At 71.7% G+C, this 20895-nt stretch carries 16 protein-coding genes; 7 read left to right on the forward strand and 9 right to left on the reverse strand.

Features of this window, described 5'->3' with window-relative positions; all coding sequences use genetic code 11:
• Entirely contained in the window at positions 1–999 is a 999-nt protein-coding gene (ppk2, locus tag ACZ62B_RS32325; RefSeq protein WP_344562528.1) for a polyphosphate kinase 2, read from the reverse strand.
• 185 nt (positions 1000–1184) lie between these two features.
• On the opposite strand from ppk2, the gene ACZ62B_RS32330 reads away from it, so the two are divergent.
• Positions 1185–1979, forward strand: a complete 795-nt coding sequence (locus ACZ62B_RS32330; protein WP_344562530.1) for an SDR family NAD(P)-dependent oxidoreductase — start codon at positions 1185–1187, stop codon at positions 1977–1979.
• A gap of 13 nt (positions 1980–1992) precedes the next feature.
• On the opposite strand, the gene ACZ62B_RS32335 is transcribed toward ACZ62B_RS32330, so the two are convergent.
• The 3 genes from ACZ62B_RS32335 to ACZ62B_RS32345 all read right to left on the reverse strand — a co-directional run bounded on the left by ACZ62B_RS32335 (position 1993) and on the right by ACZ62B_RS32345 (position 4744).
• Positions 1993–2739 carry a sulfite exporter TauE/SafE family protein gene (locus ACZ62B_RS32335; RefSeq protein WP_382052388.1) on the reverse strand — a complete coding sequence of 249 codons (747 nt, stop codon included), beginning with the start codon at positions 2737–2739 and terminating at the stop codon, positions 1993–1995.
• A gap of 129 nt (positions 2740–2868) precedes the next feature.
• Positions 2869–3660: an SAM-dependent methyltransferase gene (locus ACZ62B_RS32340; protein ID WP_344562534.1), complete on the reverse strand. Its 792-nt coding sequence runs from the start codon at positions 3658–3660 to the stop codon at positions 2869–2871.
• Positions 3661–3751: 91 nt separating this feature from the next.
• Complete coding sequence (locus tag ACZ62B_RS32345) at positions 3752–4744, reverse strand: LacI family DNA-binding transcriptional regulator (RefSeq protein WP_344562793.1); 993 nt, start codon at positions 4742–4744, stop codon at positions 3752–3754.
• A gap of 367 nt (positions 4745–5111) precedes the next feature.
• Here ACZ62B_RS32345 and ACZ62B_RS32350 point away from each other — a divergent pair, with 367 nt between their 5' ends.
• From ACZ62B_RS32350 to ACZ62B_RS32375, 6 genes are all read left to right on the forward strand, one after another.
• Positions 5112–6038, forward strand: coding sequence for a carbohydrate ABC transporter permease (locus ACZ62B_RS32350; RefSeq protein WP_344562536.1), 927 nt, complete (start codon positions 5112–5114; stop codon positions 6036–6038).
• A gap of 7 nt (positions 6039–6045) precedes the next feature.
• Positions 6046–6987 carry a carbohydrate ABC transporter permease gene (locus ACZ62B_RS32355; RefSeq protein WP_344562538.1) on the forward strand — a complete coding sequence of 314 codons (942 nt, stop codon included), beginning with the start codon at positions 6046–6048 and terminating at the stop codon, positions 6985–6987.
• Between the two features lie 68 nt (positions 6988–7055).
• Positions 7056–8402, forward strand: a complete 1347-nt coding sequence (locus ACZ62B_RS32360; protein ID WP_468890521.1) for an ABC transporter substrate-binding protein — start codon at positions 7056–7058, stop codon at positions 8400–8402.
• A gap of 52 nt (positions 8403–8454) precedes the next feature.
• Complete coding sequence (locus ACZ62B_RS32365; RefSeq protein ID WP_468890524.1) at positions 8455–10497, forward strand: beta-galactosidase; 2043 nt, start codon at positions 8455–8457, stop codon at positions 10495–10497.
• Positions 10498–10623: 126 nt separating this feature from the next.
• Positions 10624–12666 carry an RICIN domain-containing protein gene (locus tag ACZ62B_RS32370; RefSeq protein WP_469693069.1) on the forward strand — a complete coding sequence of 681 codons (2043 nt, stop codon included), beginning with the start codon at positions 10624–10626 and terminating at the stop codon, positions 12664–12666.
• 118 nt (positions 12667–12784) lie between these two features.
• Positions 12785–13378: a sugar O-acetyltransferase gene (locus ACZ62B_RS32375; protein WP_469693104.1), complete on the forward strand. Its 594-nt coding sequence runs from the start codon at positions 12785–12787 to the stop codon at positions 13376–13378.
• Positions 13379–13395: 17 nt separating this feature from the next.
• Here ACZ62B_RS32375 and ACZ62B_RS32380 read toward each other — a convergent pair whose 3' ends face one another.
• From ACZ62B_RS32380 to ACZ62B_RS32400, 5 genes are all read right to left on the reverse strand, one after another.
• Positions 13396–14655: a vWA domain-containing protein gene (locus ACZ62B_RS32380; RefSeq protein ID WP_469693071.1), complete on the reverse strand. Its 1260-nt coding sequence runs from the start codon at positions 14653–14655 to the stop codon at positions 13396–13398.
• Positions 14652–15884, reverse strand: a complete 1233-nt coding sequence (locus tag ACZ62B_RS32385; protein WP_468890529.1) for an AAA family ATPase — start codon at positions 15882–15884, stop codon at positions 14652–14654. Before ACZ62B_RS32385 ends, ACZ62B_RS32380 begins: the two co-directional genes overlap by 4 nt.
• A gap of 50 nt (positions 15885–15934) precedes the next feature.
• Positions 15935–17314, reverse strand: coding sequence for a hypothetical protein (locus tag ACZ62B_RS32390; RefSeq protein WP_469693073.1), 1380 nt, complete (start codon positions 17312–17314; stop codon positions 15935–15937).
• A gap of 106 nt (positions 17315–17420) precedes the next feature.
• Positions 17421–19106 carry a DUF4185 domain-containing protein gene (locus tag ACZ62B_RS32395; RefSeq protein ID WP_469693074.1) on the reverse strand — a complete coding sequence of 562 codons (1686 nt, stop codon included), beginning with the start codon at positions 19104–19106 and terminating at the stop codon, positions 17421–17423.
• A 117-nt stretch (positions 19107–19223) separates the two neighbouring features.
• On the reverse strand, positions 19224–20858 hold the full coding sequence (locus ACZ62B_RS32400; protein WP_344562554.1) for a fucose isomerase: 1635 nt from the start codon (positions 20856–20858) through the stop codon (positions 19224–19226).
• Between the last annotated feature and the right edge of the window lie 37 nt (positions 20859–20895).

A 20895-nucleotide genomic window follows, 5' to 3' on the forward strand; every position in this document is an offset into this window, starting at 1 on the left:
TCACGCGTCCGGGTGACTGCCCGGGCCGTGACCGGGTCCCGCCAGGGGGGTCGGTGAGAGGACCGCGGGTTCCTCACCGGCCTCCAGCAGGGTGTCCGCCGCGCCCACGATCAGCGGGTCCGGCTTGCCCAGGGCCTCGTGGTCCTTCGCCGGATAGTCGCACCGGTCCAGGAGACTGCGCATGGCTTCCAGCCGGCCCCGCCGCTTGTCGTTGTTCTTCACCACCGTCCACGGCGCGTGGGGCGTGTCCGTCGCCCGGAACATCTCGATCTTGGCCTCGGTGTAGTCGTCCCAGCGGTCGAGCGAGGCGAGGTCCATCGGCGACAGCTTCCAGCGGCGCACCGGATCGACCTGGCGGATCGCGAACCGGGTGCGCTGCTCGGCCCGGGAGACGGAGAACCAGAACTTCACCAGCATGATGCCGTCGTCGGTGAGCAGCCGCTCGAACATCGGCGTCTGCTGGAGGAACTGGCGGTACTCGGCCTCCGTGCAGAAGCCCATGACCCGCTCGACGCCCGCGCGGTTGTACCAGGAGCGGTCGAAGAAGACGATCTCGCCGCGGGCCGGCAGATGGGCCACGTAGCGCTGGAAGTACCACTGGCCCGACTCCCGCTCGGTCGGCTTCTCCAGCGCGACCACGCGGGCGCCTCGGGGGTTGAGGCGCTCCATGAACCGCTGGATGGTGCCGCCCTTGCCGGCCGCGTCCCGTCCCTCGCAGACCACCACGATGCGCTGGCCGGTGTCCTTGACCCACCGCTGCATCTTCAGCAGTTCGATCTGCAGGATGCGCTTGGTGCGGTCGTACTCCGCCCGGCGGATCCTGCGGTCGTAGGGGTGGTTCTCCCGCCAGGTCTCGATCGGGGTGCCGTCGGCGTCGAGCAGCACGGGCCGCTCCGGGCGCCGGTCGTCCACCTCCAGCCCGTGGAGCAGATCGTCACCGTTCGCACCGGTCCCGGCCCCCGTCCGGCCGTCCGGTGCGTCCGCGTGTTCGGCCGTCACGTCGCCTCCCGCCTCCTCACGAGTGCGTTATCAGAAGCGTATGCCCAACAGGTGGTTCGCGGTGATTCGACCGTTTTCGCGGGGAAGGAGCAGGAGCAGGCGGAGCGTGTGCGCGGGCAGCGCCTTCCGTCCGTGTTCGGGCATCGCATGCAGGCACTGGTACCCAGGTGGAGGAGAGGCACGACGTGCAGATCGATCTCAAGGGCCGTACGGCGCTGGTCACCGGTTCCACCCAGGGCATCGGCGCGGCGATCGCCACCGGGCTGGCGCGGGCGGGCGCCCGGGTCGCGGTCAACGGGCGCTCCGCCGAGCGCGTACGGGAGAGCGCCGCCGCCCTCGAACGGGAGGTGCCCGGCGCCGACGTCGTACCGGTCGCGGCGGACGTGACCACCGAGGCGGGCGCCGGGCAGGTCGCCGAGGCGCTGCCGCGGGTGGACATCCTCGTCAACAACCTCGGCGTCTTCGGTTCCGCGGACCCGCTGGAGATCACCGACGACGAGTGGCGGCGCTATTTCGAGGTGAACGTCCTGGCCGCCGTGCGGCTGACCCGGCTGTTCCTGCCGGGTATGACCGGGCGCGGCTGGGGACGCGTCCAGTACATCGCCAGCGACTCGGCGATCGTCACTCCCGCCGAGATGATCCATTACGGCATGTCCAAGACGGCGCTGCTCGCGGTGAGCCGGGGTTTCGCCAAGCAGGCGGCGGGCACGGGCGTCACGGTGAACTCGGTCATCGCCGGACCCACCCACACCGGCGGGGTGGAGGACTTCGTGTACGAGCTGGTGGACCGCGACCTCCCGTGGGACGAGGCGCAGCGTGCCTTCATGCGCGAGCACCGGCCGCAGTCGCTGCTGCAGCGGCTGATCGAGCCGGAGGAGATCGCCCACATGGTCGTCTACCTCGGCTCCGACCAGGCCTCCGCGACGACCGGCGGGGCGCTGCGTGTCGACGGCGGCTACGTCGACTCGATCCTGCCCTGAGAGCGGGCGGTGGTCAGCGCAGGAGCTGGACGAGGGCGAGGGTGCCGATCGTGACGATGAGGGCGCGCAGCACCGCGGGGCTGAACTTGCGGCCGGTCCTGGCGCCGAGCTGGCCGCCGAGGGCGGAACCGGCCGCGATGAGCGCGACGGCCGTCCAGTCGAAGTCGGCGACGAAGACGAAGAAGGCCGCCGCGACCGTGCTGACGATCGCCGCGAGCACGTTCTTGACGGCGTTGAGGCGTTGCAGCGGCTCGTCGATGAACAGCCCCATCAGGGACATGTAGATGATGCCCTGCGCGGCGGAGAAGTAGCCGCCGTAGACGCTGGCCAGGGCCATGCCGGCGGACAGCGGCCATCCGCCGTCGCGGCGGGAGGAGTGTCCCTTCGCACGGCGGGCGCGCACCTTCCTGCCGATCAGGGGCTGGAAGGCGACGAGGACGAGGGCGAGCCCCACCAGGGTCGGCACGATGGTCTCGAACGCCTCGGCGGGCAGGGCCAGCAGGAGCGTCGCGCCGCAGAGCCCGCCCAGCGCGGCGCCGACGCCGAACTTGCGGACGCGCCGGCCCTGGCCCGCGAGTTCCCTGCGGTAGCCGATGGCGCCGCTGACGGAGCCGGGGATCAGTCCGAGCGCGTTGGAGACCGTGGCGGTGACGGGGGACAGCCCGGTGGCGAGGAGCACGGGGAAGGTGACCAGCGTCCCCGAGCCGACGACCGCGTTCATGGCGCCGGCGCCGACGCCCGCCGCGAAGACGCCGGCCATCTCCAGCGGCGTCACGCCGTGGCTCCGGTGGCGTCGTCGCCGCCCGAGGGTGCCCGGTGCCGGCCCCGGTCCGAGGAAACGTTCATGTGAGGACGCTAGCCCGCGGACCCTTCGGTGATCACCGAAGGGTCAGGAGAGCCGCGCCACACCCGCGTAGATGTCGCTGTCCTCGGGCGACGGCGCCGGAGCCGTCCGGAACCACTCCGGCGCGGTCACCAGGCCGGGGTCGACGAGGTCCAGGCCGTCGAAGAAGCGGGCGACCTCGGCGCGGGTGCGGAGACCGAGGCGGATGCCGGCGCGGGCGTACTCGGCCGTGACCTGCTCGGCCAGTTCGGAGTGGAGGTCGGAGGCGGCGTGCGACAGCACGAGGTAGCTGCCCGGCGGCAGCGCGGACCGCAGCTCGCCGACGATGCCGAGGGGGTCCTGGTCGTCGGGGAGGAAGTGCAGCAGGGCGATCAGGGACAGTGCGATCGGGCGCTGGAAGTCGAGCACGCCGCGGGCGTGCCGGATGATGTCGCCCGGGCTGCGCACATCGGCCTGGATGTAGTCCGTGGCGCCCTCGGGGCTGCTGATCAGCAGGGCCTCGGCGTGCCGCAGCACGATCGGGTCGTTGTCGGTGTAGACGACCTTCGCGGCGGGGACGACGGCCTGCGCTATCTGGTGCAGGTTCGGCTCCGTGGGGATGCCCGTGCCGATGTCGAGGAACTGGTCGACGCCCTGCCCGGCGAGCCAGGCGGCCGCCCGGTGCATGAACCGGCGGTTCTGCCGGGCGGCGTCCCGCGCCTCGGGCGGCAGCTTCTCCCCCACGGCCTCGTCGACCGGGTAGTTGTCCTTGCCGCCGAGCAGCCAGTCGTAGACCCGTGCCGGGTGCGCCTTGCCGGTGTCGATCCGCGGAAGGTCGTCGGGTGTGCCGGTCGGCATGGCTGAATCCGTCCCAGGAGTGGATCGAGGGTGCCTGACGATCATCAAGTCTCGCACACCAACTGGCTCGTGGAGGGCAGGAGTTCGATCGTCAGACGGCTCCCGGCGGCGGTGCCGTGCTGGCGCGTGGCACCAGCCGGGTCGGGACGAGGGTGGTGCCCCGCTCGGGACCGTCCTGGCGCATCTTGCTCAGCACCGCCTGGACGCAGAGCCGGCCCACCTCGGCGAAGTCCTGGTGGACGGTGGTCAGCGGGGGCAGGAAGGAGGAGGCCTCGGGGATGTCGTCGAAGCCGATGACGCTGACGTCCTCGGGCACGCGCCGGCCGCGTTCGTGCAGGGCGCGCAACAGGCCCAGCGCCATCTGGTCGTTGGCGGCGAAGACGGCCGTGCACTCGTCCCTGGCCGCGAGTTCGAGGCCGGCCCGGTAGCCCGAGTCCGCCGACCAGTCGCCCCGGATGAGGGGCGGCGGCACCCGTCCGGCCTCGGTGAGGGCCGCGCGCCAGGCGTCCGTGCGGCGCTGCGCGGCGAACGACCCCTCGGGGCCGCCCAGATGCCACACCGTGCGGTGGCCGAGGCCGAGCAGGTGCCGGACCGCGGCGCGGGTGCCGCCCGCCTGGTCGGTGTCGACGACCGTGTAGTGGTCGCCGGCGTCGGAGTCGACCACCACCACCTGGACGTGCGGGGGCAGTTTCACCGTCGCGGCGTCCAGCAGATGGACCTCCATGATGACGATCACGGCGTCGACGGCGAGTTCCTCCAGCCGGGAGAACGCCCCGCGCACCTCGTCCTGGGTGGGTACGGCGACCGGCAGCAGCGTCACCGCGTACCCCTCGTGCGCGGCGGAGGTCGCGATCGCCTCCAGGGTGCGGACGTTGCCGGTGGTGGACAGGGTGAAGGTGATGACGCCGATGGTGCGGAACTCGCCGCGTTTGAGGGCGCGGGCCGCGCTGTTGGGCCGGTAGCCGAGTTCCTTCATCGCGGCCAGCACCTGACGGCGGGTCTCCTCGGTGACCCCCGCGTAGCCGTTGGAGACGCGGGAGACGGTCTGCGAGGAGACTCCCGCGAGCCGGGCCACGTCCGCCATGGAGGCCGTGGCGCGGGCACGGGTGCGCCGGTGGGCCGGGGCCCCGCCGGCCGTGTCCCGCGCGGTCCCGGCCGGCTCGGCGTCGGGGCCGGGCAGGTCCACCGGCGTTCTCTCAACCGTGTCCACTCGACGTCAGCCGCCTTCCTGTCGCTGCTCGCGTCACGGTTTCCCCAGGGGACCCTTGACCGTCGTCCTCGGGGCAGTGTAGACATGCCGCCACCGGATGTTTACGTAAACATAACAGCTCAGCCCTCTTTTCGCGGTGGGTGATGTTTGCGTAAACATCGAGTGTGGGAGGCCAGGCCGCCCGGCTGCGCGCCGGGGGGCGGAGCCACCGGTTCGGAAATGTTGACGAGCGAGGAACGACATGACGACGCTGCAACCGCCGGTGGCCGCGGAGCCGCGGCCGGCCCCGCCCCCGGTGAGACGGGACCGCCGCTCCTGGACGGGGTGGGGCTTCATCGGCCCCTTCGTGGCCGTGTTCGCCCTGGTCTTCCTGGCGCCGATCGCGTACTCGGTCCACTTGAGTCTCTTCCGTGACCAGCTCATCGGCGGAACCACCTTCGTCGGCCTCGACAACTACGAACAGGCGCTCCAGGACGACCGGTTCTGGGCCGCCCTCGGCCGGGTCTCGCTCTTCCTCTGCGTCCAGGTGCCGATCATGCTCGGCATCGCGCTGCTGGTGGCCCTGGCCCTGGACAGCGGCCGGCTGTACGGAAAGAACTTCTTCCGCATCTCGATCTTCCTGCCGTACGCGGTGCCGGCCGTCGTGGCCACGCTCATGTGGAGCTTCATGTACGGCACCCGGTTCGGCCTGGTCAGTGACCTCAACGACGCCTTCGGCCTCTCGCTGCCCGACCCCCTCTCCCCCGACCTGGTGCTGGCCGCGATCGGCAACATCGTCACCTGGGAGTTCGTCGGCTACAACATGCTGATCTTCTACTCGGCGCTGCGGGTGATCCCCCACTCCCTCTACGAGGCGGCGGAGATCGACGGCGCCGGGCAGATCCGCGTCATCACCGCCATCAAACTGCCCGCGATCCGCGGTGCGCTCGTCATCGCGACGATCTTCTCCGTCATCGGCAGCTTCCAGCTGTTCAACGAACCCAGCGTCATGCAGAAGCTGGCGCCCAACGCCATCACCACCGACTACACCCCGAACTACTACACGTACTCGCTGTCCTTCTCCGGCCAGCAGCACAACTACTCCGCGACGGTCGCCATCGTCATGGGGCTGATCACCATGGTCATCGCCTATGTCGTCCAGCTCCGCGGCATGCGCAAGGGAGTGTGAAGCAGCGATGACCAGTACCGTCACCCCCGCCTCCGCCGGACCGGCGGCGTCCCCGCAGGGCTCCGCCGTACGGCTGCGCACGCCCCGGCGTGCGCACTCCCCCGGCCGCCCCCGGCGCAGCGTCCTGCTGACCGTGCTCACCTCCCTGGTGCTGCTCTACAGCCTGGTGCCGCTGGTGTGGCTGCTGATCAGCGCCACCAAGACCCAGGAGGGGCTGTCCCGTTCGTTCGGCCTGTGGTTCGACGGCGACTTCGCCCTCTGGGACAACATCGCCGAGACGTTCACCTACGACGACGGCGTCTTCACCCGCTGGCTGCTCAACACCCTGCTGTACGTGGTGGTGGGCGCGGGCGGTGCCACCTTCCTCGCGGTGCTCGGCGGTTACGCGCTCGCCAAGTTCGACTTCCCCGGGCGCCGGGCCGTGTTCGCCGTCGTCATCGGCGCGGTGGCGGTGCCGGGGACCGCGCTGGCGGTGCCGACCTTCCTGATGTTCAGCAACATGGGTCTCACCGACACGCCCTGGGCGGTGATCATCCCCTCGCTGATCTCCCCGTTCGGTCTCTATCTGATGTGGGTGTTCGCGAGTGAGGCCATCCCGACCGAGCTGCTGGAGGCGGCGCGGATCGACGGGGCGGGCGAGGTGCGCACCTTCTTCACCGTCGCGCTGCCGCTGCTGGCGCCGGGCATCGTCACCGTCTCGCTGTTCACCATGGTCGCGACCTGGAACAACTTCTTCCTGCCGCTGATCATGATCAAGGATCCGGACTGGTATCCGCTCACCCTGGGCCTGCACAGCTGGAACGCCCAGGCCGCGACCGCCGGCGGCCAGCCCGTCTTCCATCTGGTCGTCACCGGCTCACTGGTCACCATCGTCCCGCTGATCGCCGCGTTCCTGATGCTGCAGAAGTACTGGCAGTCGGGTCTCGCCGCCGGAAGCGTCAAGGAATGACTCCCCCTCCGCCCCCTCTCTTTGCCCATCGGTCACGGTTTCGGCCACGAAGAAGTGGAAGCACGTCCATGCGCAAGCACTCCTCCCGCCGCCTGCTGCGCGGCACAGCCCTCGTCTGCGCCCTCGCCCTGGGCGCCACCGCCTGCGGCGGATCCGACGACGAGGGGTCCGGTCCCAAGACGGTCTCCGAGTCGGACGTCCGGGCCGCGCTGAAGAAGGGCGGCACCCTCACCGTCTGGGCGTGGGAACCCACGCTGAAGCAGGTGGCCGCCGACTTCCAGAAGGAACACCCGAACGTCAAGGTGAACCTGGTCAACGCGGGCACCGGCAACGACCAGTACAAGGCGCTGCAGAACGCCATGTCCGCGAAGAAGGGCGTCCCCGACGTCGCCCAGGTCGAGTACTACGCCATGGGCCAGTACGCGCTGACCGAACAGCTCACCGACCTCAAGGGCTTCGGCGCCGACAAGCTCGCCGAGAAGTTCTCCCCCGGTCCGTGGAACGGTGTGAAGGCCGGTGGCGAGGGCGTCTACGGCCTGCCGATGGACTCCGGTCCGATGGCGCTGTTCTACAACAAGAAGGTCTTCGACAAGTACGGGATCGAGGTGCCCACGACGTGGGACGAGTACGTGGACGCGGCCCGCGCCCTGCACAAGGCGGACCCGAAGGCGTACATCACCAATGACGCCGGCGACGCGGGCTTCACCACCAGCCTGCTGTGGCAGGCCGGTTCACGCCCGTACCAGGTCGACGGCACCGAGGTGGGCATCGACTTCACCGACGAGGGCGCCAAGGCCTACACCGGCACCTGGCAGAAGCTCCTCGACGAGAAGCTGGTCGCGCCCGTCACCAGCTGGTCCGACGAGTGGTACAAGGGCCTCGGCGACGGCACCATCGCCACCCTGGCCATCGGCGCCTGGATGCCCGCCAACCTCGCCTCCGGGGTGAAGGACGCCGCCGGTGACTGGCGCGTCGCCCCGCTGCCCCAGTGGAAGGCCGGCGGCAAGGCGAGCGCGGAGAACGGCGGCAGCGCCCTCACCCTGCCCGAGCTCGGCGAGAACGAGGCGCTCGCCTACGCCTTCGTCGAGTACGCGGGCGCCGGCGAGGGGGTCGACACACGGGTGAAGGGCGGCGCCTTCCCGGCCACCACCGAGCAGCTGAACTCCGAGGCGTTCCAGAACACCGAGTTCCCGTACTTCGGCGGGCAGCAGGCCAACAGGATATTCGCCGAGTCGGCCGCGAACGTCGCCGACGACTGGTCGTACCTGCCGTACCAGGTGTACGCCAACTCGATCTTCAACGACACCGTCGGCAAGGCCTACGTCTCGGACACCACGCTCGCCGAGGGCCTGAAGACCTGGCAGGAGGCCTCCGTCGAGTACGGCAACGAGCAGGGCTTCACCGTCGAGAAGTAGCACTTGTCGGGCGGCGCGGACGTCCCGCGCCGCCCCATCCGGAAGGACCGCCATGATCTCCACCCTCCTGTCCCGCACCGGCGGGGCGGACGGTGACCCCGCCCCCCGTCTCGTCTACGGCGCCGACTACAACCCCGAGCAGTGGCCCCGCACCGTGTGGGAGGAGGACGTCCGGCTGATGCGCGAGGCCGGCGTGAACCTCGTGTCCGTGGGGATCTTCTCCTGGGCCCGGCTGCAACCGGCCGAGGACACCTGGGACTTCGCCTGGCTCGACGAGGTGATGGACCTGCTGCACGAGGGCGGCATCGGCGTCGACCTCGCGACCGCCACCGCCTCCCCGCCGCCCTGGCTCACCACGGCCCACCCGGAGATCCTCCCGGTCACGGCCACCGGCGAGACCCTGTGGCCGGGGGCGCGCCAGCACTGGCGCCCCACCTCGCCCGTCTTCCGCGCGTACGCGCTGCGCCTGGTCCGGGAGCTGGCGACCCGGTACGCCGGTCATCCGGCGCTCGTCGCCTGGCACGTCAACAACGAGCTGGGCTGCCACAACGTCTACGACTACTCCGACGACGCGGCCCGCGCCTTCCGGGACTGGCTGCGCGCCCGCTACACCACGGTGGACGCGCTCAACACCGCCTGGGGCACGGCGTTCTGGTCGCAGCGGTACGGCGACTGGGAGCAGATCCTGCCGCCGCGGCTGGCCGCCTCCCACCCCAACCCCACCCAGCAGCTCGACTTCAAGCGGTTCTCCTCGGACGCGCTGAAGGACCATCTGCGCGCCGAGCGGGAGATCCTGCGGGAGCTCACCCCGGACGTCCCCGTCACCACCAACTTCATGGTGATGGGCGGCACCAAGGGCATGAACTACCCCGACTGGGCGGACGAGATCGACTTCGTCTCCAACGACCACTACGTCCACCCCGGCCCGCAGGACCGCGACGAGCTGTCCTTCTCCGCCAACCTCACCAGCGGCATCTCCGGCGGACGGCCCTGGTTCCTGATGGAACACTCCACCAGCGCCGTCAACTGGCAGCCCGTCAACGTGGCCAAGCGCCCCGGCGACCTGGCCCGCGACTCGCTGCTGCACGTCGCCCACGGCGCCGACGCGGTCTGCTTCTTCCAGTGGCGGCAGTCGGCGGCGGGCGCCGAGAAGTACCACTCGGCGATGGTCCCGCACGCCGGTGCGGACAGCGAGCTGTTCCGCGCGGTGACCGGCCTCGGCGCCACCCTCAAGGACCTCGCCCCGATCGCCGGGTCCGAGCGGGAGCCCGCCCGGGTCGGCATCCTCTACGACTGGGAGTCGTGGTGGGCGAGCGAGCAGGACTCCCACCCCACCTCCCTGCTGGACTACCGGCAGGAGGCGCTCGACTGGTACTCGGCGCTCCTCGCCCTCGGCGTCCGCGCCGACCTCGTCACCACCCGGGCCGACCTGCACCGCCACCAGGTGCTGATCGCCCCCGTGCTGCACGTGGTCCCGGCCGACCTGGCGAAGACCCTCACCCGGTACGCCGAACAGGGCGGCCATCTGATCACCACGTACTTCTCCGGTGTCGTCGACGAGCACGACCACGTCTGGCTCGGCGGCTATCCGGGCGCCCTGCGGGACCTGCTCGGCATCCGCATCGAGGAGTTCGGCCCGCTGCTCGCCGGTGACAGCGTGGAGCTCGACGACGGCACGAGCGGCGCCCTGTGGACCGACCGGATCACCGTGACCGGCGCCGGGACGGAGGTGCTGGCCCGCTACCGCACCGGCGAGCAGTCGGGCAGGCCCGCCGTCACCCGGCGGCCGGCGGGCGGGGGGTCCGCCACGTACGTCTCCACCCGGCTCGGTGTCGAGGGGCTCACCTCGCTGCTGCCTCGCCTGCTGGAACGGGCCGGGGTGGAGAGCGAACTGCCCGTCCCGGTACGCGGGTCGGTCGAGCCGGTCGTACGCCGGGGTGCCGAGGGACGGTTCCTGTTCCTGGTGAACCGGACCGACGACACCGTTGTGGTGCCCGGCCTCGACGGAGAGGTGCTCGTCGGCACCACCGGCACCGACGGCGCCCTCACGCTCGGGCCCCGCGCGGTCGCCGTACTGCGGCAGCCGCCCGCCTGACACCCACCCCCACCACTCCCCGGAACGGCACGCACCCGTTCCGGGGGCCGTCCCCTCCCGCCGGCAGCGACTGCGACGGGAGGGTCCACCGAAGCGCGACCACACCTCATTGTTGGGAGCACACCGATGGCACGCCGCACCCGCAACAGACGGCTCCTTACCGCCGCCGGGCTCACCGCAGCCCTGGCCACCGGGGCCGCCCTGATCCCCGGGCCGACGTCCGCCGCCGCCCAGGCAGCGGACCTCCCCTCCGTCACCGTCCGGCCCGACCCCTCCTACCAGCAGGAGGAGTTCGAGGGCTGGGGCACCAGTCTCGTCTGGTTCGCCAACGCCACCGGCGACTACCCGCCGGAGATCCGCGAGAAGCTCGCACGGCTGCTGTTCGGCGACGACGGTCTCGCCCTGAACATCGCCCGGTACAACGTCGGCGGCGGCAACGCCCCCGACGTGCAGGACTACCTGCGCGCCGGCGGCGCGGTCGAGGGCTGGTGGAAGGCGCCCGCGGGCACCACCCGCGAGGACACCGACTGGTGGGACGCCGAGGATCCCGCCGACTGGAACGAGAACGCCGACGCCACCCAGCGGTGGTGGGTGGACCGCATCAAGAAGGACATCACCCACTGGGAGACCTTCAGCAACTCCCCGCCCTGGTTCATGACGGTCAGCGGTTATGTGTCCGGCGGGTTCGACGCGACCGCCGACCAGTTGAAGACCGAGTCGGTCGACGACTTCGCCGCCTACATGGCGGGCGCCACCAAGCGGCTGGAGAAGGCGCACGGCATCGAGGTCGACACCGTCGACCCCTTCAACGAGCCGAACACCGACTACTGGAGCACCCGGCTCGGCGCGGACGGCGAACCCGTCGGCGGCCGTCAGGAGGGCGCCCACATCGGTCCCGAGCTCCAGGAGAAGGTGCTCCACGCGCTCGCCCCGGCGCTGAAGAAGGCGAAGACCAAGGCGGAGATCTCCGCCATGGACGAGACCAACCCGTCCATCTTCGCGCGGAACTGGAACACCTACTCGCCCGAGGCGCGTGACCTCGTCGGCCAGATGAACGTCCACACCTACGGCACCGGTCAGCGCACCACCGTGCGCGACATCGCCAAGGCCGAGGACAAGCGGCTGTGGATGAGCGAGGTCGAGGGCGACTGGGGCGACGGACAGAGCTTCACGGACATGCGTCCCGGTCTCGGCCTCGCCCAGCGCATCGTCGACGACCTGCGTGAACTGGAGCCGCGCGCCTGGGTGTTCTGGCAGCCCGTCGAGGACTACGACAACATGAAGCCCGGCGGCGAGTCCGCCAAGGGCGGCAACTGGGGCGAGATCCAGCTCCCCTTCAGCTGCACCTCCGAGGACACCCTCGAGACCTGCCCCATCCACACGAACACCAAGTTCGACACCGCCCGCAACTTCACCCACTTCATCAAGCCCGGTGACCGGCTGATCAAGGTGGACGACACCTCCAGCGCGGCGGCGGTGACGAAGAACGGCAGGGGCGCCGCGGTCGTCCACGTCAACAGCACCACCGAGGCGCGCGACGTCACCGTCGACCTGTCCAAGTTCCGTCACATCAGCCGGAACGCGACCGTCACGCCCGTGGTGACCAGCGCCGACGGCAAGCTGGAACGGCACCGGGCCGTCAAGGTCACCGACCGCGCGGCCACCTTCGCCGTGCCCGCCCAGTCGGTGACGTCCTTCGAGGTCAAGGGCGTCTCCGGCGTCGCGGAGGACGCCCCGCAACTGCGCAAGGGCCACACCTACACCCTGACCGGTGTGCAGAGCGGCAAGGCCGTCACCGTCGCGGACGACGGCACGCACCTCGTCATCGGCACCGGTGACGACCCGGCCGCCCGGCAGTGGCGGCTGAGCGCGGTGCGCCCCGACGACGGCGTGCGGGAACGCTACGAGTTCACCAACCCGGTGGACGGCAGGCGGCTGACCGTACGGGACGACGTGCCGGTGGCCGAGCCCGACACCGGTGAACGCGACCCGGCCGCCGAGTGGATCATGTCGACCACGGGCGACGGCACCTGGACCCTGGTCAACGCGGCCACCGGGCGCCTCCTGGAGGTCGGCGGGCAGGCCACGCACGAGGGCGCCGCGGTCACGACCTGGCAGCCCAACTCCGGTTCCAACCAGCGCTGGACGGTCACGGACGTCACGGACTGACCGATCCACCCGCATCCGGCCGCACCACCGCCCGGTGGTGCGGCCGGACCGCTTCCACGACACCCATGGAGAACCAGTGGCACACGACGACGACGCCGAGCGCGAGGTACGCCGCCGCATGGCGGCCCACGAGCTGTACACCGACTCGGCGCCCGGCCTCGGACTGCTCGAGGAGCAGCGGCTGCGCGGCAAGGAACTCGCCGCCGAGTACAACGCCACCGGGCCGCGCGACGAGGAGGCCCGCCGCGCCCTGCTGGGCGAACTGCTCGGCTCGGTGGGCCGGGGCGTGTGGATCGAACCGCCGTTGTACGTCGCCTACGGCCGGCATGCGCACCTCGGCGACGACGTGTACGTCAACTTCGGTCTCACCCTGGTCGACGACGTCGAGGTCTTCGTCGGCGACCGCGTGATGTTCGCGCCCCATGTCACCATCAGCACCACCGGCCATCCCGTCCACCCCGGACTGCGCCGGGACGGCAGCCAGTTCTCGGCGCCGGTGCGCATCGAGGACGACGTGTGGATCGGCGCCAGCGCGGTGATCCTGCCCGGGGTGACCGTCGGGCGGGGCTCGGTCGTCGGGGCCGGCAGTGTGGTGACCGCCGATGTGCCGCCGATGACGGTCGTCGCCGGGACCCCGGCCCGCGTACTGCGGCCGATCACCGACGCGGACCGGGAGTGGACGTACCGGCCGCCGGGTACCGCGCGGAGCTGAACGGTTCCCGCCGCCCCTCATCGGGCGTCGGCGCCCAGGGTCACCACACGGGCCCAGTCGGGCGGGGTGTCCGGTACGTAGTCGGGGTCGTCCTCGTCCCATGACGTCCGCGCGCGGGGGAACAGGCCCACCACCGTCCGGCACGGTGGCCGGGTGTCCGGCCACGGTGTCTGTCCGTCGGTGAGGACGACGACGACATCCGGCCGGGGCCGGGACCCGAGGGCCTCGGCGAAGCCGGTCCGCAGATCCGTACCGCCACCGCCCGTCAGCGGTATGCCCTCGGCACGGCACAGCCGGTGCACCCGGCCGGCCGCCGCGTCGCAGGACACCGCGGAGACCATGTCGCGGCGGCCGCCCACGGCCCGGGAGATCGCGGTGACCTCCAGCAGCGCGCTGCCCAGTTCGGCGTCGCTGACCGAGCCCGAGGTGTCGATGACGACCGACACCCGGGGCGGCCTGCGCCGCAGGCTCGGCAGTACGGCACCGGGCACCCCGGCCGAGCGCCGGGCCGGCCGCCCGTAGCTGTAGTCGTCCCCCGCGCCCGATCCCAAGACCGCCGAGCGGAGTGCCGCGCCCAGCAACTCCCGCCAGGGCTGCGGCGGATGGAACGCCTCCTCGGCCCACCGCCGCCATCCCTTCGACGCGTTGCCCGGCCGTGCGGTGATGCCCCGCGCCACCCGGAAGCGCACGGCGTCGCGTTCCTGCTCGCTGAGCCCGTGGGCGCCGTCCGGGCCCAGGTCCCAGTCCCGTTCGAGTCCGTCGGCGCCGCTGCCGCAGTCCAGCCAGACCATGCCCTGGGTGTACGGTCCGAGCCGGAACTGGCGCAGGTAGTCCTCCATCAGCTCCCCACCGGACAGCCCCAGGGTCTCCGGCAGGACCACGTCGTCGGGGCGCGCCAGCCCGTCGCCGTAGATGTCGTCGTTGATCTCGCAGTCGGCGGCGATGTTCATCCGCAGCCGCTCCCCCGGGCCGTGCAGTCCGCGTTCGCGGGCGACGCGGTCGCCGCGTCCGTGGTGGTCGCGCAGCAGGTGCGACACCTCGTGCACCCAGACGCTGGCCAGTTCCTCCACCGGTGTGGCGTCCACGAACGCCGGCGACACGTAGCAGCGCCAGTGCCGGTCGACGGCCATCGTGGGGACGCGCCGGGACTCGACGGGGTGCAGCGCGAACAGCGCCGTCGCGAGGTAGGGCCGGGCGCGGGCGGCCTGCAGCCGGGCGGAGAGGAGCTTGCCGAGGTCGAGTGCGGGGGCCGGTGTCCGAGGCGGGTGCGTGGTCATCGGCCCGCCGTCGTCCCGACCGCGACGCGGGCGGCGGCCCGGTCCGCGCGCCGGGACAGGGACACGGCCGAGGCGAGCCGTTCGATCGTCGCCGGTACGTCCCAGTCCTCGCGGCGCAGCGTGGCGAGGGTGGTCGCGGGGACGACGACCAGGTCGGGCGCCCCGGTGTCGACGGCGCGGGCGAGGAGCGCCCAGGCGGCGTCCCAGCGGGACTTCTCGGGGCGTGCGCGTACGGCGGCCACCACCGCGTCGAGCACGGCCTGGCGCAGGTCGCCCCGCTCGGGCAGGTCGGCGCCGGCCGGGTCGGCGAGCAGTACCTCGGGGTCGGGGAGGTCCATCCGGTCCAGGCTCGCCAGCAGCTCCAGGCCGGGTCCGTCGCCGACGGTGCCCCGGACCAGCAGGGAGAGGACGTCGCGGGTGGAGCCGGCCGCGGTCGCGAAGGCGATCAGGGTGAGGGTCATCTCCCAGCTGCGCGGGGAGGGCCAGGGGCCGCCCCGGCGGGTCTCGCTGTTGGGCAGCCGGTGCACGAGCGGGGGCCGGGCGGTGAGGAATTCGCACACCGCGCGGCGGGCGAAGCGCACCGCCTCGGGCAGCTTCCCGGGGTCGAGCCGGGGCAGGGTGGCGCGGGGCCAGGTGCCGCCGAGGCCGCGGACGACGACCTCGTGGTCGTGGGTCCAGTTCAGGTGCACGAACCGGTTGGCCAGCGGCGGGCTGAGCTCCCAGCCGTCGGCCGCCGAGGCGCGCGGATTGGCGGCGGCCACGATCCGTACGCCGGGCGGCAGCCGCAGGGCGCCGATCCGCCGTTCCAGCACCAGCCGCAGCAGGGCGGCCTGCACGGCGGGCGGCGCGGTGGACAGCTCGTCGAGGAACAGCAGGCCCCGGCCGGCCCGGACCAGCCGCACGGCCCAGTCCGGCGGGGCCATCGGCACGCCCTGTTCGGCGGGGTCGTCGCCGACGACGGGCAGCCCGGAGAAGTCGGACGGCTCGTGCACGCTGGCGATCACGGTGGTCAGGGGGAGGTCCAGGGAGGCGGCCAACTGGTTCAGGGCGGCGGTCTTGCCGATCCCCGGCTCGCCCCACAGCAGTACGGGCAGGTCGGCGGCGACGGCCAGGGTCAGGGCCTCCAGTTGGACGTCGGGGCGCGGTTCGGTGGAGGTGTCGCGCAGGAGGGTGAGCAGGTCACCGGCGACATCGAGTCGGGAGGGCGCGGAAAGGGCGGAGGAAGACATGGGTGATCACCTGTGTGGGTAAGTGGGCGGGAACGCGAGTCCCCGGGGAGTCAGCCGCGCGTCGCGTGGCGCGGGTGGGAGCGACGGTCGTCGGGGCGGGGGCGAGCCGGGTGGAGCCACCCGGGTGCGGGTCCGCTGAGACCCGACCGGTACAGCCCGTAGGTGATCCGCCGCCGTGCGGCCGCCTCGAGTTCGTCCCGCAGGGGTCCGCCGCGCAGGCGCGCGTCGGGTCCCAGCAGGTTCTCGACGACGGCGAGCGCCCCGGCGATGTCGCCGTGGTCGAGGCGTTCGCGTACGCCCGTGAGGCAGTCCGGCCGCCGGTGTGCCCGGTCGACGGCCTGGAGGCAGGGAAGCGGGGTGCCGGTCAGTTCGGCCAGCAGTTCCTCCCGCCGGATCTCGTCCGGGTCGTGGTCCAGGGGGACCAGTACGCCGTCGACCAGGCCGATCCGGTGCCGTGCTCCGCGGCACTCCACGATGTGGGGCTGCCCGGTCCGCTCCGGTGTCCGGGGCGGACCGGTCGCCGTACGGCCCGGCACCAGCGCGGCGGCCACCAGTGGATGCAGCCGCCCGGCCTCGATCGCGCCGGTGCGGAGCAGGTCGAGGTCGGGCAGGACATGGGTGGCCGCGTCGGGCAGGACGGGCAGTGGGGTGGCGGAGCCGGCGGTGTCGGCGGGCGCGATCCGCGCCTCGGGCGGGGCAGGTCCGTCGCCGTCGTCGGGGAGGGTCAGGAGCAGCCGGTGCGCGGCGCCGATCCGGACGATGAGGGTGCCGGCCGTACGCCCGGCGTCGCGCAGGACGATGCGTGCCTCGTCGGCCCAGCGGTCCACGGCGCAGTGGTGTCCGGGCGGGAGGAGTCCTGGCGGTTCGGGCGGTTCGGGTTCGGCCGTCGGCCGGTCGGCGCCGGAGCGGGCCCGTAGTTCACCGGTTCTGCGGGCGTCCCACAGGTGGCGGTGCAGATCCAGGCGGAACCGGGGCCCGGGACGCGGATGCGGATGGTGCCGGGCGTCGGCGCCGAGCCGGCCGGCGTCCCACAGGGCGAGGCTGATCCGCTGGCCGCCGTCCGCCCAGGCGGGCGGCGTCCGGACCACGAGGTACACCGGGTCCTGACGGCCGTAGCGGGCCAGGGCGACGGTGAGGCCGGGACGCAGCAGTCCGTCGGGGGCGACTCTCGGCATGTGCCAGCGCAGCAGGTCGGGCGCCAAGTGACGTAGATCGGCCCGGACCTGGGCCGCGAGCTCCCGGCCGCGGGTGTGGGCCAGGGGACGGAGACGGAGGTCGACGTCGATACCCGCCGCGGCGCAGGCGCCCGCCCAGTCGCCGACCTGTCGGCGGGCGGTGGCGGTCTCGATCATGGAGGGCGGTACGGCGTACTCCCGTACGCGGCGCCAGAGGGAAAGGCGGGGATTCCCGTTCGCGGTCTGTGAGTGCATCAGCAATCACCTTGCGCGGACGGGACCCCCAATCCGAGAACAGAGTGAGTGGTCATCGCGGCGAGCGTAGCCCGCCGCGCGACGATCTGTCAGGTGCCTTTCGCCGTCAGCGGTAGTAGGCCTCCAGTTCGGCGATCGACGTGAAGGTCTGGGTCCCTCCGCTGCCGCCGGTGATCCGTACGCCGTCGCCGCTGGCGGTGTCGAAGTCGAAGACGTAGGTCCGGTTGGTGCCGGCGGCCGGTGACGTCGGGTAGGACGGGGTCACGCTCTGGCCGGTGACGTCGGTCCAGACTCCGTTACGCCGTACCTGGATCCGGGGAGCGTCGCTGAACCAGCCGCCGTCGCCGAACATCGTGCCGGTGGTGTAGGCGACCCGGTTGACCCGGTACTCGCGCGGCCAGGTGTAGCCCCACCAGCTGGTGGTCTTGCGTTCGTCGTTCCAGTCGTCCTCGTTCTGGGCCTTGTCGCCGTCGTTGTGGACCGCGGTGCCGAAGTGGGTGGCGCGTTCGACGGGCACGGTGCCGTCCTCGCGTGCGAGGTTGCGGGTGGCGTCAGGAGTGTTGTCCGGGGTGGTGGGGACGGCCGGGGTGAGCGAGAGCTTGCGCAGCGAGTAGGTGTAGGCCCAGAAGTCACCGGGCGCGTAACCGCCGCCGCAGGGGCAGACGTTGGACTGCAGCCACATCGACTTGCCGTCGGCGCTGATGTACTTGGACGGGATGGTGGTGGCGTAGCCGCCGTGCTTGGTGTGGGTCCAGGGGTAGCCGCCGAAGTCCTTGGGGGTGAAGTGCTTCCACGGGCCCCAGGGGGTGGGCGCCTCGTAGAACTCGAAGGTGTACTCCGTCCAGGACGTGTAGATGTACCGGTCGAGCGGCTTGTTGTGGACGACGCCGCCCTGGCTGATCCTGCTCAGGTCCCTGACCCGGCCGGGCGTGCCCACGTTCTGGTAGATGCGGCGGTCGTCGTGGAGGACCGGGACCCGCCGGTCGAGGCTGGAGGTCCACTGGGGCCTGCCGCCGCTGTCGCCGGCGTAGAACCGCCAGGTGGAGCGGTCCTGGATCGAGTTCGCGGGGACGCGGGCGAGGTAGAGGTCGGTCGGGTCCGGGTCGGGGTCGAAGGTGTCACGCCAGTTGTGGTCCATGCCGTAGGCGTAGACGTATCCGTCGGGACTGCCGGCGTTGTCCTTGCCGTGGTCCAGGAACATCACCGTGGTGAACTTCTCGTCGGAGAACATCGGGCTGGTCTTGTCCGACGTCCATGTCTCGCCCTTGTCCGTGGACTTGACGATCGTGGCGCTGGGCGCGTGGTCCAGGGTGCCGCGCTTGAGGTCCTGGACGGCGAGGTACAGGTCGCCGTTCACACAGACCATGCCGGTGGGCTTGCGGTAGTACTGGGCGGGGTCGCCCCAGATCCGGCCGACCTCGTCGCCCACGGCCTTCTGGGTGCCGTTCAGGTCGCCGGGCATCCCGCTGATCCTGGCCACGCCGATGTCGTGCCAGGTGTCGGCGAAGCCCACGCCGTCGCCGTACGCCGAGTAGACGTGGTCGTCGTCCGACCAGCAGGACGGCCACAGGTCGCCGTGTTCCTTGTTGTCGCCGATCGCGGGGGCACCGACGGTGGCGCCGGGGGCCACCTCCGCGGTGGAGAAGTAGGTGCTCTCGGGGGCGTTGGCGAGTGCCTTGGCGGCGGGGACCTTCCGGCCGTCGGCCAGGGCGGCGGGCGCGGCGGGGGCGGTCATGGTGGTGACGGCGGCCAGCCCGGTCACCAGGGTGATCAGGACTCTGGTTGTGCACACGGTGTACTCCTCGGCGGATTCCGGTACGTGCGGTGCGGGTCCGCCCGCCGCGCGCGGGGGGCGGGCGGCGGGCGGACCATGGGAAGGGCGGCGCGTCGGGGGACGCCGCCGCTGGGGTCAGAGCGTCACGTCACCGCACAGGTGGACCTCGACGCCGAGTTCGGCGAAGAGGGCGGCCTTGGCGCGCAGCGCCTTGTCGGCGGTGTCCGCGTCGGGCGCGTAGGCGACGTTGAGGTGGTTGGCGCGGTGGCGGGCCATGAACTGGTCACGGGTGACGCCGTGCAGCACCGCGTGCATGATCGGCCACTGGTGGTTGGTGGCGTCGAGCCGGCGCCGGGTCTCCTCCTCCGGCAGCTCGACGGCGCTGGCGCGGCCGAGGTCGACGTGGAGGCGGCCGTCCATCAGGAAGACGCGCGACCAGACGATCTCGCCGGGCTTGGAGACGCCGCTGAGGGTGCCGCCGCCGAGCGGGAAGAACATCGGGGGCTGGCGCATGCTGTACGACTTGTCGTAGCCGCCGTGGTGGGAGGCGGGGACCGAGCCGGAGATCTCGAAGACCCACACGAACCGGCCGTCGTACTCCTCGCCCCAGCGGATGTCGTGCAGCGTGGTGGCCGGGTCCAGGCCCATGGCCGTCCAGATGCGGTTGGTGACGAGGGAGTCGACGGCGACGCCCTCGTCGACCTCGTTGAAGTGCGGCAGCGGAGCGCCGGCGTAGAGCTCGCGGGAGCCGTCCCGGCTGTGTACGGGCGGACGCTGCACGTTGTTGAGCAGGCCCTCGGCGAGGTCGCTGGCCGGGACGGTGTCCTTGAGGCCCTGCTGGTACTGGATGCCGACCGCGTCGAGTCCGAAGTCGTCGGAGATGCGCAGCGCGGCGATGTACATCTTGAACTGGCTGAGCAGTTGGGCGTCGGTGAGTTCGGTGGCCTCGTCGGTGCCGGTGTGGAAGGTCATGCCGGCGTCGTCGAGCCAGGCGCGGACGGCCTGGGCCTCGGCGTCGGAGACCTTGTTCATCTCGGCGACGAGGGCGCTCTGCGAGAGACGCTCCTTGTATATGCCCAGGGGGTTGAGGAGTTCGTCGTCGATGATGGCGTTGTACATGCCCATGCAGCCCTCGTCGAAGACGCCGATGATCGCCTTCTCCTCGCGCAGCTGCCGGGCGAGGGCGGTGCCGAGTTCGGTCTCGGCGTCCTTCGCCAGCGGCGGCAGCGGGCGGACGTGGCTCTGGTCGTGGGTGAGGGTGCCCGTCTCCAGCCAGGTGCGCAGGCCCTCGCGCGCCCAGTCGTCGGTGAAGTCGGGGCTCCACAGGACCGAGTAGTCGCGGCCCGCCTTGGTGAGGCTGCCGGCCAGGTTCAGCAGGCCGACCAGGCCCGGGAACTCGCCGCTCCAGTTGGCGACGACCAGGATCGGACCCTCGTGGCTGCGCAGGCCGGCGAGGACGTGGTGGCTGTACTGCCAGACGGCCTCGACGACGATCAGCGGGGCGTCCTTGGGGATGTTCTTGAAGACCTCGATGCCGGCGCGCTGGCTGTCGATGAATCCGTGCCCCTTGGCCTGGTCGACGGGGTGGCCGCGGCGGACCGTCCACCCCAGGTCGGTGACGGCCGCGGCGAGGTCGCTCTCCAGTTTCTCCTGGGTGGGCCAGCAGGTGGTGTTGGCGGCGGGGCGGAGATCGCCGCTGGCGACGGTGTGGACGGTGTTCGGCTCGGCGGCCGGCGGCCGGTGGAGCTCGGGCAGGGTGTACGCGGTCATGCGTTCTCCGTTGGTAGTGCGTCCGGCCCGGGGTGCG

Source organism: Streptomyces sp. NPDC053426 (genome assembly GCF_055585405.1).

What these genes read in the sequence shown, in the direction of transcription:
- ACZ62B_RS32335 (WP_382052388.1), bottom strand. Translation starts at nt 2,739, where the DNA reads ATGGCCGGCGTCTTCGCGGCGGGCGTCGGCGCCGGCGCCATGAACGCG.
- ACZ62B_RS32340 (WP_344562534.1), bottom strand. Translation starts at nt 3,660, where the DNA reads ATGCCGACCGGCACACCCGACGACCTTCCGCGGATCGACACCGGCAAG.
- ACZ62B_RS32345 (WP_344562793.1), bottom strand. Translation starts at nt 4,744, where the DNA reads ATGGCGGACGTGGCCCGGCTCGCGGGAGTCTCCTCGCAGACCGTCTCC.
- ACZ62B_RS32350 (WP_344562536.1), top strand. Translation starts at nt 5,112, where the DNA reads ATGACGACGCTGCAACCGCCGGTGGCCGCGGAGCCGCGGCCGGCCCCG.
- ACZ62B_RS32355 (WP_344562538.1), top strand. Translation starts at nt 6,046, where the DNA reads ATGACCAGTACCGTCACCCCCGCCTCCGCCGGACCGGCGGCGTCCCCG.
- ACZ62B_RS32360 (WP_468890521.1), top strand. Translation starts at nt 7,056, where the DNA reads ATGCGCAAGCACTCCTCCCGCCGCCTGCTGCGCGGCACAGCCCTCGTC.
- ACZ62B_RS32365 (WP_468890524.1), top strand. Translation starts at nt 8,455, where the DNA reads ATGATCTCCACCCTCCTGTCCCGCACCGGCGGGGCGGACGGTGACCCC.
- ACZ62B_RS32370 (WP_469693069.1), top strand. Translation starts at nt 10,624, where the DNA reads ATGGCACGCCGCACCCGCAACAGACGGCTCCTTACCGCCGCCGGGCTC.
- ACZ62B_RS32375 (WP_469693104.1), top strand. Translation starts at nt 12,785, where the DNA reads ATGGCGGCCCACGAGCTGTACACCGACTCGGCGCCCGGCCTCGGACTG.
- ACZ62B_RS32380 (WP_469693071.1), bottom strand. Translation starts at nt 14,655, where the DNA reads ATGACCACGCACCCGCCTCGGACACCGGCCCCCGCACTCGACCTCGGC.
- ACZ62B_RS32385 (WP_468890529.1), bottom strand. Translation starts at nt 15,884, where the DNA reads ATGTCTTCCTCCGCCCTTTCCGCGCCCTCCCGACTCGATGTCGCCGGT.
- ACZ62B_RS32390 (WP_469693073.1), bottom strand. Translation starts at nt 17,314, where the DNA reads ATGCACTCACAGACCGCGAACGGGAATCCCCGCCTTTCCCTCTGGCGC.
- ACZ62B_RS32400 (WP_344562554.1), bottom strand. Translation starts at nt 20,858, where the DNA reads ATGACCGCGTACACCCTGCCCGAGCTCCACCGGCCGCCGGCCGCCGAG.